Origin of the sequence: Mesorhizobium sp. M1A.T.Ca.IN.004.03.1.1 (genome assembly GCF_003997555.1) — a bacterium.
Lineage (GTDB): Bacteria > Pseudomonadota > Alphaproteobacteria > Rhizobiales > Rhizobiaceae > Mesorhizobium.
The window spans coordinates 598880-610797 of sequence record NZ_RZTV01000002.1; the positions used below are offsets into that span (position 1 = coordinate 598880).

Sequence of the window (11918 nt, forward strand, 5' to 3'; positions counted from 1 at the left end):
GGCTCCAATAGGAGTATTCGCCATCCTCGGCTTCCTCATCCGGCGCCTGGCTCTGTCGCTCGTGACGCTGTTCCTGCTCAGTGTCATGGTGTTCCTGGGCGGCCAGGTGCTGCCCGGCAATGTCGGGCGCGCGATATTGGGGCCGTTTGCCGACCAGCGCGCCGTCGACGCGCTCAATCACTCGCTCGGCGTCGACCGGCCGCTGCTCGTCCAGTACGGAAGCTGGATCTGGAACTTCCTTCATGGCGACATGGGCACGTCCTACATTTTCCGCGCGCCGGTGGCGCCCTTCGTCATCGACGCTTTGGGCAATTCGATGAAGCTGGCGCTCGTCGCCTTCGTGCTGGTGGTGCCGATCGGCATCCTCGGCGGTGTCATCGCTGCGCTCAACCTCAACCGGCCGCTCGACCGCATCATCAGCCTCGGCGGACTGTCGGTGACGGTGCTGCCCGAGTTCGTCACCGGCATCATCCTGATCCTGATCTTCGGCGTCTGGCTGCGCTGGCTGCCGATCGCGGCGGCTTGGCCGAAGGGTGCCGGCGTCTTCACCCAGCTCTATTATCTCATCCTGCCGTCGCTGCCGCTGTTTCTGGTGCTGTTCGGCTATATCGCTCGCATGGCGCGGTCGGGGATGATCGAGGCGCTCGATTCCGACTATACGCGCACCGCGGTGCTTAAAGGTCTGCCGTGGCGCACGGTGATCTGGCGGCATGTGCTGCGCAACGCGCTATTGCCGACCATCACCGTCATCGCAACCCAGACCGGCTACCTCATCGGCGGCCTTGTCGTGATCGAGACGCTGTTCCGCTACCAGGGCATCGGCTCGCTGATCTTCACCGCCGCGCGCGGCAAGGATTTTCCGATGCTCGAGGCCGGCATTCTTACCATCGGCATCGTCTATGCGGTGGCCACATTGATCGCCGATTTCCTCTATTCGGTGCTCAATCCGCGCATCCGGCTGGGAGCGGAGCAATGAGCGCGACAGACACACCCGCGAACCTGCCAACGCCGGACGCCGCGCCACAGCGCAGCCCCTGGGGCGAGGTGCTGCATTCGCTCTTGCGATCGGGAACCTTCCTCACCGGGCTCGGCATCGTCCTGCTCTGGATCGTCTGCGCGCTGTTCGGCGAGCATTTCGTCCCCTACGATCCGCTTGCCGACGACATCATCAACGCGCTGGCGCCACCGTCGGCCGAGCACTGGTTCGGCACCGACCAGATCGGCCGCGATGTCTTCTCGCGGGTCATCGTCGGCTCGCGCGATATCCTGACGGTGGCACCTTTGGCCACGATTCTGGCGACCATTGCCGGCACCGCGCTCGGGCTCGTCATCGGCTATTTCCGCGGCATCGTCGACGATATCGTCAGCCGTATCCTCGAAGCCTTCATGGCGATCCCGGTGGTGATCATCGCACTGCTCGCCATCGTCGCGCTCGGCACCTCCAAGATCACCGTGATCGTCGTCATCGGCTTGAGCTTCGCACCGATCATCGCCCGCACGGTGCGCTCGGCGGTGCTGGCCGAACGCGAGCTCGATTATGTCGCGGCGGCAAAACTTCGCCACGAAGGCGCGCTGCACACGATGTTCGTCGAGATCCTGCCCAACGTGATCCCGCCGATCCTGGTCGAGACGACGGTGCGTCTGGGCTATGCGATCTTCGCCGTCGCCACGCTTTCCTTCATGGGCTTCGGCATCCAGCCGCCCTCGCCCGACTGGGGACTCTCGATCTCCAGCAATTACGGCATGATCGGCGGCGGCTTCTGGTGGACGGTGCTGTTCGACGCGCTGGCGATCGCCTCGCTAGTGATCGGGGTCAACCTGGTGGCCGACGGCGTCCATGGAGCGTTCAATGACTGACAGGAACGCGCTCGAGCTCAACGATCTCTCGGTCGCCTATCGCGTCGGGCGCCGCAACCGGGCGGTGCTGCGCAATGTCAGCTTCAAGATCGGCCGCGGCGAGGCCTATGGGCTGGTCGGCGAATCCGGCTGCGGAAAGTCGACCGCGGCGCTGTCCGTGGTCCGCTACCTGCCGCGCAACGGCTCGATCACCGGCGGCTCGATCGCGCTCGACGGCCAGGATGTGATGAAGCTCGATGCCGAGGCGCTCAGACGCGCCCGCGCGGAAAGTGTCTCCATGGTCTATCAGGATCCCGGCAAGGCGCTGAATCCATCATTGCGCATCGGCCGCCAGCTCACCGAGATCTTCGAGCTTGCCGGCATGTCGGGACAGGCGGCGAGCGACAAGGCGATCGCGATGCTCAATCTTGTGCGCATCTCGGATCCGGCCAGTGTCATGCAGCGCTACCCGCACCAGCTTTCCGGCGGCATGCAGCAGCGCGTGGCGATTGCGATGGCCTTGGCCAACGACCCCTCGATGCTGATCCTCGACGAGCCGACGACGGGTCTCGACGCCACGGTCGAAGCCGAAGTGCTCGACCTCATCGCGCAACTGCGCCGCGAGCTTTCGGCCTCAATCCTGTTCATCAGCCACAACCTCGCCGTGGTTTCCAACATGTGCGACCGGGTCGGCGTGCTCTATGCCGGGATGCTGGTCGAGGAAGGCTCGACCAAGGACGTCTTCAACGATCCGCGCCATCCCTACACGGTCGCCTTGCTGCGCTGCCTGCCGCGCGGCGGCCAGCGCAAGGACCAGGGCCGGCTCGACACGATCCCCGGCTTCCTGCCCGGCATCGGCGCTACGATCGTCGGCTGCGCCTTCGCCGACCGCTGCGCGCTGGCGACGGAGCGCTGCCGCAGCGAGCCGCCGCCGCTCTATGAGCTTGGAGGCGGCCGGCTGTCGCGCTGCCACTATCACGACAAGGCGCAGTCGCTGCCGCGCGCGACACCCGCCGAAATTGCCGCCGTCGCGCCGAAGCAGGCGCCGCCAGTGCTGCAGGTCGAGAGGCTGAACAAGACCTATGCCAGCCATGGCCGTGCATTGAGAGCGGTGAAGGACGTTTCAGTCAGCCTGCGGCCCGGCGAGACGCTCGGGCTGGTCGGCGAGTCGGGCAGCGGCAAGACCACTTTCGCCAGGCTGCTGCTCGGCCTCGTGCCGCCGGACGAGGGCGGCAGCATCGAACTGGAGGGCAAGCAGTTGGCGCCGCGGCTTGCCAGCCGCTCGGAGGACCAGGTCAAGGCGGTGCAGATCGTCTTCCAGAATCCGGATTCGGCGCTCAACCGTTCGCATTCGATCCGGCATATCCTCAGCCGCGCTTTGAAGCGGTTGGGCGGGCTCACCGGCAAGTCGCTGGAAACGCGCCTCGAAGAGCTCGTCCGCTCGGTGCGGCTCACCGACCGGCATCTCGCCGTCAAGCCGCGGCAGCTTTCGGGCGGTCTGAAGCAGCGCGTGGCGATCGCCCGCGCCTTCGCCGGCGATCCGCGCATCGTCGTCTGCGACGAGCCGACCTCGGCGCTCGACGTGTCGGTGCAGGCGGCGATCCTCAACCTCTTGGCCGACCTGCAGTCGAAGCAGGATGTGAGCTACATTTTCATCTCGCACGACCTCGGCGTGGTGCGCTATCTGTCCGACAAGATCGCGGTGCTCTATCTCGGCCGCATCATGGAGTTCGGACCGTCGGAAGCGGTGTTTTCCGGCCCGCATCACCCTTACACGGAAGCTCTGTTGTCGGCCGTTCCGAAACTCGACCGGACGGAAAGCTCGCGCATCCGCCTCGACGGCGAAATCCCGAGCGCGGCCAACCCACCCACGGGTTGCGTTTTCCACACGAGATGCCCGCGCAAGATCGGCGCGATCTGCGAGACGCAGGAGCCGGAACTAAGCGAGGCCGAGCCCGGGCACACAATCCGCTGCCATATTCCTTTCGCGGAGTTGGCAAGGCTGCAGAAGCCGAAGGCCGTGGAGCCGGCATAGTCGCCGCCAGAAAACGACAACGCCTGCTGGATTCGCTGCGCCGACGGCTGGCGCAGGGCGGCAAGCGCGCTGACACCGGCGCGCCCCTCCGTCAGCGACGTCCACGGCGTCCGCCGGGCGGCAAACCTCGTTTCGCCGCATAGGGGTTCCCTCGCGCCTCGATCCTGCCGGATCTCCCCCCGCCCCGCATCGTCTCGGAGTCTCGTTTTAGCTCATTCCTAAGACGACCGCCGAAATGGCGGTTGAAATATTTTTCAAACGGTCATAGGAATGTTCAAAGAGTGATCGCGGCGCGGGCGGCGCCAAGGACCGGAGGAAGCGACATGTCCCATCCGCAATTCGCAGCGGAACTCCTGCAGCGCGCTGAGAAACAAGGACCGATCACCATCGGTCTCGCCGGCGCCGGACAGATGGGAACAGATATCGTCGTTCAGGTCGCACTCATGCCGGGCATGCGCATCGGCGCCATTTCGGAGGTCAGGCCGCAGGCGGCGATCGATGCGGCGCTGCTGGCCGGCCATGATCGTTCCGATATTGTGCAGGCGCCCAATGCCCCGGCCATTGATCGCGCCATCGAGGGCGGCAAGATCGCGGTCACCGAGGACCTGCATGCGCTCGCCGCCGCCGGCCGCATCGACGTGATCATCGACGCAACCGGAAATCCCAATATCGGCACGCTGTTTGCGCTCGAGGTGATGAAGAACGGCAAGCATATCGTCATGCTAAATGTCGAGGCCGACATCACGATCGGCCGATTTCTGAAGGAAGAGGCGCGCAAGGCCGGCGTCGTCTACACAGGTGCGGCGGGCGACGAGCCTGCCTGCACGCTGGAGATCATCGGCTTCGCCAGAAGCCTCGGCTTCAACATCGTTGCCGCCGGCAAGGGCAAGAACAATCCGCTGAAGTTCGACGCCGTGCCGGCCGACTACGAGAAGGAGGCGGCCGAGCGCAACATGAATGCGCGCATGCTGGTCGAGTTCGTCGACGGCTCGAAGACGGCAATCGAGATGGTGGCGATCGCCAACGCGACGGGACTGGTGCCCGACGTGCCAGGCATGCACGGCCCTACCGCGACGCTAGAAGAACTCGCCAGCGTGCTCTGCCCGCGCGAGGATGGCGGCGTGCTTCATCGCAAGGGCGTTGTCGACTATTCGATCGGCAAGGGCGTCGCGCCCGGGGTGTTCTGCATCATCGAAACCAAGCATCCGCGCGTGCTGGAGAGAATGATCGACCTCAAGGTCGGCAGGGGCCCCTATTTCACGATCTTCCGGCCCTATCACCTCACCAGCCTGGAAGTGCCGCTGTCGGCGGCGCGCGCCGTGGTCTACAAGCGCGCCGACATGGAACCGCTGGACCATCCCGTGGCCGAGGCGGTGGCGGTGGCCAAGACCAGTCTCGGCACCGGCCAGTCGCTCGGCATGATCGGCGAGAACGACTACCGCGGCTTCGCCATGACCTGGGAAGACGCGCGCGCCAAGGGCGCGCTGCCGCTCGGGCTTGCTGAACGTGCCAAGGTGGTGAAGCCGGTCAAGGCCGGCGACTTCCTAACCTATGAAAACTGTGTACCCGACGATTCGATGGTGATAACCCAGATCCGCCGTCGTCTCGACCAGTCGGACGGACGGTTCGTAACCAACGCGGCCTAAAGCGCGTCGCGCGGAATCGGATCCAGGCGACGCGCTTTAGGTCCTTTTTTATGCATGTCGTTTTCGCAAAACCGCTGCACATTTTTGCGCGACATGCTCTAACCCTCCGGATCCCAGCCTGATGGACGATGTGGTAATCGGGATCGACGCCTCGACAACCGCCGTGAAGGCGATTGCTTTCGCGCGCGACGGCTCGGAGCTTTTCCAGGCACGCGAGACCTATCCGCTTTCCAATCCGGCGCCCGGCCATTTCGAGCAGGACGCCGAGCATTGGTGGGCGGCGCTGCTGTCGGCGCTGCAACAAGTCGCCAAGGCGATCGATGCCTCACGCGTTAAAGCCATCGCAATCGCGCACCAGCGCGAGAGCTTCACGCTGCTCGACAACGCCGGCAAGCCGCTCATTCCCGCCATATTGTGGCTCGACGAACGCGCCCGCCGCCAGGTGGCGCGGCTTTCGGAAGAACTCGGCCGCGAGGCGATCCGCGACTGGAGCGGCAAGCCGCCGGACCCGACGCCGGCGCTCTACGCTTTGGCCTGGCTGATGGAGCACCGGCCGCAGGCCCTGGCGGAAGCGGCCGCTGTGGTCGACGTGCACGCGTTCTTCGTCCACCGGCTCACCGGGCGACTGGTCACCAGCACGGCGAGCGCCGATCCGCTCGGCCTGCTGGACATCGCGCATGGCGTCTGGCACCCGAGGCTGGTCGAGGCGGCGGGACTGCGGCCGGAGCAACTGCCGGAGCTCGCAGCCCCTGGCGCGGTCTGCGGCACGTTGTCGGAAAGCGTCGCGGCGGCGATCGGCCTGAAGGCCGGCACGCCGGTTATTGCGGGCGCCGGAGACGGCCAGGCAATGGGCCTCGGCATGGGAGTCTACGGGCCCGGCAAAAGCTATCTGTCGTTGGGCTCAGGCGTCGTCAGCGGAAATTATTCCGGTACGGTGACAACGTCGGATGCATTCCGCACGCTGGTTTCGCCGACCGGCTCCGGCTTCATGCTGGAGACGGTGCTGCGTTCCGGCATGCAGTTGGTCGACTGGATCGTGCGCACCACCGGCGCGCCTTCGGCCGCGGTGCTGGAGAAGGCTGCGAAGGATGTCGCGCCAGGCAGCGACGGATTGCTCGTCATGCCCTATTGGGCCGGCGTCATGAGCCCTTACTGGGACGGCTCGGCGCGCGGCGCCATCGTCGGCCTGTCGCTCGATCACGAGCCAAGGCATCTCTTCCGCGCGGTGCTGGAGGGCATAGCGCTGGAGCAGGCGATCGCCACCGAGGCAATGGAGGAACAGACCGGCAAGGCCGACGCGATGATCGCGGCCGGCGGCGGCACCAATTGCCCACTGCTGTTGGAAATCATGGCGAGCGTGCTCGAGCGCCCGCTCTTCGTCTCGCCGGTCAACGAAGCAGCGGCGCTGGGAGCCGCCATGCTCGCGGCCTCGGCAATCGGCTGGTTCGCGTCACCGGAAGAGGCGGCAAAGGCGATGGCGGCACGGCCGGCACGCCAGGTCGATCCTGTCGAGGCGCTTGTTCCGACCTACCGCGCACGCAAAGAAGTCTATCGTGATCTCTATCACGCGACACGCGATATCCACACGCGGCTCGGCGCGATTACCTGAACTACCGGCTAAGCAGCCCCTTGGCCGCGTCTTCGTCGGTGATCAGCACCGAGACCTTCGTATTCGCAAGTGCGGCGCGCATGACGGCGATCTTCTCCCGCCCGCCCGACACCAGGATGGTGGTCGGAATGTCAGACAGATCCTGCAGCGGGTAGGCGCAGACGCGGCGGTTGACCTCATGGTCAACGATGCGACCCTCGGCATCGATGAAGTGGCAGAGGATATCGCCGACCGCGCCCGCCGCCTGCAATTCCTCCAATTCGCTGGGCTTGATGAAACCGTAATTGGCGATCGGGCTGTCGTTGGAAAAGGAGCCGACGCTGAGCACGGCGATGTTGGCGCGCCGCGCCCTAAAGACCACATCCTGGACGCTGCGCTGGCTCATGAAGGCATCGCGCTGCTCCGGCCTGTCGGCATAGACGGGCACGGGCAGCAGATAGCATTCGGCGCCGATCTTCTCGGCGAATTCCCAGGCGCTCTCGGTCGGATTGAGCGGCTGCGCATGGGTGAGGCCGCCAAGCATCGAGACCACGGTGGTCCTGGCGATCGGTCGCCTGGGCAATTCGTTGATGGCGAATTTCAGCGTCCTGCCCCAACCCAGTGCGATAACGTCGCCCGGATTGACGTTGTCGGCGAGATAGGCGGCGGCGGCATGGCCGATCATCAGTGGCGCGTTGCTCCGGTCGGCGGCCGACGGCACGACCACCGCCTGGCTGAGGCCGAAGCGCTGCTTCAGGCTTTCCTCCAGCTGCACGCATTCGACGACGCTGTCGCGAATGCGGAACTGGACCACGCCCTCCTCGCGCGCGGCCGACAGAATCCGGTGCACTTTGATACGGCCGACGCCGAGGATCTCCGAGATCCGCTCCTGCGTCAGCCCTTCGACATAATAGTGCCAGGCGGCTCGGGCCTTGAGCTCGGCATCCGGAAAACGCGAGACCCTGTCGTTCTCGATCACCGCCATGCTTTATGCCTCCGTATGCGCTCGACTTCCCTATGGCAAACTGTCGGTTCACGCAAACTGCCGCCGAATGGCTGCGCGGCACTTGACAATTTTCTGATGAACGTTTTAGCTGAACAAAATTGCAGATCAAAGATAAATTGTTCACAAGGGAGGATGCCTGGTGAACAAGAGCGGAAGGCAAGGCACGCCTAACCGCTGACGGAGGAGACCAAGTGGCCGTGAGCAACGAGACGAGCGAGTTGAAGGCTGGCACCGGCGCCGCGCAGGCCGCTTCCGGTGCGAAGCTTTCGGCGTTGTTTGCCGGAACGATGGGACCGCTGATCGGGCTGGTGCTGCTGTGCCTGGCGCTGGCGCTGACCACCGACACCTTCCTGACGGTACGCAATATCCTCAACGTGCTCGACCAGGTGACCGTCCTCGGCATCATGGCGATCGGCATGACGCTGGTCATCCTGATCGGCGGCATCGACCTTTCCGTCGGCTCGGTGCTGGCGCTGGCCTCGATGGTGATGGGCTATGTCGCCTATCCCGACTATCTCAATCTCGGCGTCCCGGCGGGCATCGCCGCGGCGCTCGTCGTCGCCGCCCTCTGCGGCCTGGTGTCGGGCCTGCTGGTGACGGTGACGAAACTGCCGCCCTTCATCGCGACGCTTGCCATGATGTCGGTGGCGCGCGGCCTCGCCAACATGATCACCGACGGCTCGCAGATCGTCGGCTTTCCGGACTGGTTCACCAACCTCTCGATCGTGCGCCACTTCGGCTTCCTGTCGGTCACCGTCGGGCTGATGATCGTGCTGGCGATCGTCTTCGCGATCTTCCTCAATTACCGCGCCACCGGCCGCAGCCTCTACGCGATCGGCGGCAGCGCCGAGGTTGCCCGCCTCTCCGGCATTCCGGTGAAGTCGCTGACCAACTGGGTCTACGCAATCTGCGCACTGCTGGCGGGACTGGCCGGCATCGTGCTCGCGGCCCGGCTCGATTCCGTGCAGCCGAGTTCGGGCGTCGGCTACGAGCTCGACACGATCGCCGCGGTGGTGATCGGCGGCGCCAGCCTTTCCGGCGGCATCGGCTCGATCGGCGGCACGGCGATCGGCGTTCTCATCATCGGCGTGCTGCGCAACGGCCTCAACCTGCTCGGCGTGTCACCCTTCATCCAGCAGGTGGTGATCGGCGTGGTGATCGCGCTGGCGGTTGCCACCGATACCTGGCGGCGGCGCCGCCAATAGGAATTCGCCCGGATGTCCGGGCGGAACGGATCGGTCGATCCGAGACTGGGACTGTCCGGCCGAGGGCGCCGCGATGCGCAGGCGGACAGATCGAACACCAACGGAGGAAAAACATGCTGACCAAACGTTCACTGCTGCTTGCGGCCGCGGCCATCGTCCCGCTGCTCGGCCTGTCCGATGCCGCCTCGGCCAAGGACGCCAAGAAGCTCGGCCTCGCCGTCGCCAATCTGCAGGCGGACTTCTTCAACCAGATCAAGCAGTCGGTCGAAGCCTATGCCAAGGAGAAGGGCATCGAGGTCATCACCGTCGACGCCAAGGGCGATTCGGCCACGCAGGTCAGCCAGGTGCAGGACCTCGTCACCCAGAACATCGACGCGCTGATCTATATCCCGGCCGGCGCCACCGCCGCGACGGTGCCGACCAAGACCGCGAAGGCCGCCGGCATCCCGGTGGTCAATGTCGACCGCAACGCCGACGGCGCGCCCGGCGACACCTTCATCGCCACCGACAGCGTCAACTCGGCCAAGGGCGTGTGCGACTACATCGCCAAGCAGGCCGGCGGCAAGGGCGAGATGGTGATCATTCATGGCCAGAAGGGCACGACGCCGGAAGTCGACCGCTCCAAGGGCTGCGGCGAGGCGCTCAAGGCCTATCCGGACATCAAGGTGGTCGGCGAGCTCTGGAGCGATCAGTGGCACCAGGACGAAGGCTTCAAGCTGGCGCAGGACCTGCTGCAGGCCCATCCGAACGTCTCGATCATCTTCGGCCAGGCCGACGCGCTGGCTCTGGGCGCCGCGCAGGCGGTCAAGGTCGCCAACCCCGACCACAAGGTGTGGATCGCCGGCTTCGACGGCGACGTTGCGGCGCTCAAGGCGCTGAAGGAGGGCGTGTTCGACGTCACCGCGACGCAGCAGACGCAAGGTATGGGCCGGCTCGCCGTCGACTCGGCGATCAAGATCGTGGCGGGCGAGAAGCTGCCGGCCGAGCAACTGCAGGACGCGACGCTGACCACCAAGGACAATGTCTCGCAATTCATCGAGAAGCATCCGTAAGGCGGCAACCGTTGAGAGAGCGCCACGATGTCCACTGAACCTCGCCATAGCGAAGGCCCGCATAACGGGCTCTTCGTCAACGGCCTCTGCAAGAGCTACGGACCGGTGCAGGTCCTGGCCGATGCGAGCTTCGAGGTGCGGCCGGGCGAGGTCGTGGCGCTGCTCGGCGAGAACGGTGCCGGGAAGTCGACGGTGTCCAACATCATCGCCGGTTCGACCAAGCCTGATGCCGGCACCATCATCTGGCGGGGGAGGCCCTATTCCCCCGCCAATCCCGCCGCGGCCATCGAGGCCGGCGTCGGCATGATCCATCAGGAATTGAAGCTGCTGCCGGACCTATCGGTGGCGGAGAATGTCTATGTCGGGCGGCTGCCGATGCGGGGCGGCCGCATCGACCGGGCAACCATGAACGCGAAGGCCTCGGCGCAATTGAAGCGCCTCGGCCTCGACGTCTCGCCCGAGCGCAAGGTGCGCACGCTGCGCGTCGCGGCACAGCAGCAGGTGGAGATCGCCAAGGCGCTGACGCTGAATGCCGAGCTTCTGATCCTCGACGAACCGACCGCCGCGCTCGGCGGCGAGGAGACGGAGCTGCTGTTCAAGCAAATCCGCAAGCTCAAGGCCGAAGGCATGTCCTTCATCTATATCAGCCACCGGCTGGACGAGATCGCTCAGATCGCCGACCGTGTGGTGGTAATGCGCGACGGCCGCATCGTCGCCCGGCACGAGCGCGCCGACATCCCGGTGCGCACGGTCGTCGAGCAGATGGTCGGACGCAGCGTCGAACGCATGTTCCCGAAGCTGTCGTCGCCGGGTACCGAGACAGTGCTCGAAGTCGAGAACCTGTCCTCGCCGGAGCGTAGCTTCAACAATGTTTCGTTCGCGGTGAAATCGGGCGAAATCCTGGGCATCGCCGGGCTGATCGGCGCCGGCCGCACCGAACTGGTCCGGGCGATCGCCGGCGCCGATCCAATCTCGTCCGGCGCGGTGCGGGTCGCGGGCCAGCCTGTTCATCTCAGCGGCCCCGCGGCGGCGATCAGGGCCGGCGTCGTGCTGGTGCCGGAGGACCGCAAGGAACAGGGCGTCGTATTGGAGCAGACGATCGGCGAGAACCTCGCCATCGGCAATTTCGATCATGTCGCACCGAAGGGCTGGGTGTTTCCCAAAGCGGTTCAGAGGTTCGCCGAGGCCGGCATATCGAGGCTCGGCGTCAAGGGTCGGCCGAACCAGGCGGTCTCAAAACTTTCCGGCGGCAACCAGCAGAAGGTGATCATCGCCAAATGGGTGTCGCGGCCGCCCAAGGTGTTCATCCTCGATGAGCCGACGCGCGGCATCGACGTTGGCGCCCGCGCGGCGATCTACGATGTCATCGCCGACCTTGCCCGCTCGGGCATGGCCGTGGTGGTGGTGAGCTCGGATCTCGAGGAGGTGCTGGGGCTTTCGCACCGGGTTCTGGTGCTGAGCCGCGGCCGCCAGCGCGGCATCCTCGATCGCGACGAAGCAAGCAATGTCGCCGTGATGGAACTCGCCACGAGCTGAGGGCACGGCAGATG

9 protein-coding genes are annotated in these 11918 nt (G+C 65.5%); 8 read left to right on the top strand and 1 reads right to left on the bottom strand.

Features of this window, described 5'->3' with window-relative positions; genetic code table 11:
• Positions 1 to 37 precede the first annotated feature (37 nt).
• The 5 genes from EOD29_RS08835 to EOD29_RS08855 all read left to right on the top strand — a co-directional run bounded on the left by EOD29_RS08835 (position 38) and on the right by EOD29_RS08855 (position 7126).
• Positions 38 to 976, top strand: a complete 939-nt coding sequence (locus tag EOD29_RS08835; RefSeq protein WP_278057229.1) for an ABC transporter permease — start codon at positions 38 to 40, stop codon at positions 974 to 976.
• Positions 973 to 1857, top strand: a complete 885-nt coding sequence (locus tag EOD29_RS08840) for an ABC transporter permease (RefSeq protein ID WP_127246465.1) — start codon at positions 973 to 975, stop codon at positions 1855 to 1857. Before EOD29_RS08835 ends, EOD29_RS08840 begins: the two co-directional genes overlap by 4 nt.
• Positions 1850 to 3871 (top strand): ABC transporter ATP-binding protein, encoded by a 2022-nt coding sequence (locus EOD29_RS08845; RefSeq protein WP_245475286.1) that lies wholly within the window; start codon positions 1850 to 1852, stop codon positions 3869 to 3871. The genes EOD29_RS08840 and EOD29_RS08845 overlap by 8 nt, the downstream gene beginning before the upstream one ends.
• A 323-nt stretch (positions 3872 to 4194) precedes the next feature.
• Positions 4195 to 5517, top strand: a complete 1323-nt coding sequence (locus EOD29_RS08850; protein WP_067327773.1) for a homoserine dehydrogenase — start codon at positions 4195 to 4197, stop codon at positions 5515 to 5517.
• A 121-nt stretch (positions 5518 to 5638) separates the two neighbouring features.
• Positions 5639 to 7126, top strand: coding sequence for an FGGY family carbohydrate kinase (locus tag EOD29_RS08855; protein ID WP_127246467.1), 1488 nt, complete (start codon positions 5639 to 5641; stop codon positions 7124 to 7126).
• A gap of 1 nt (position 7127) precedes the next feature.
• Here EOD29_RS08855 and EOD29_RS08860 read toward each other — a convergent pair whose 3' ends face one another.
• Complete coding sequence (locus EOD29_RS08860) at positions 7128 to 8090, bottom strand: sugar-binding transcriptional regulator (protein WP_127246468.1); 963 nt, start codon at positions 8088 to 8090, stop codon at positions 7128 to 7130.
• A 239-nt stretch (positions 8091 to 8329) separates the two neighbouring features.
• Here EOD29_RS08860 and EOD29_RS08865 point away from each other — a divergent pair, with 239 nt between their 5' ends.
• The 3 genes from EOD29_RS08865 to EOD29_RS08875 all read left to right on the top strand — a co-directional run bounded on the left by EOD29_RS08865 (position 8330) and on the right by EOD29_RS08875 (position 11904).
• The gene (locus EOD29_RS08865; RefSeq protein ID WP_066989390.1) at positions 8330 to 9316 is read left to right on the top strand and encodes an ABC transporter permease; all 987 of its coding nucleotides are present in this window, start codon (positions 8330 to 8332) and stop codon (positions 9314 to 9316) included.
• Positions 9317 to 9429: 113 nt separating this feature from the next.
• Positions 9430 to 10368: a sugar ABC transporter substrate-binding protein gene (locus tag EOD29_RS08870; RefSeq protein ID WP_127246469.1), complete on the top strand. Its 939-nt coding sequence runs from the start codon at positions 9430 to 9432 to the stop codon at positions 10366 to 10368.
• 27 nt (positions 10369 to 10395) lie between these two features.
• Complete coding sequence (locus EOD29_RS08875) at positions 10396 to 11904, top strand: sugar ABC transporter ATP-binding protein (RefSeq protein ID WP_127246470.1); 1509 nt, start codon at positions 10396 to 10398, stop codon at positions 11902 to 11904.
• The last annotated feature ends 14 nt before the right edge of the window (positions 11905 to 11918 follow it).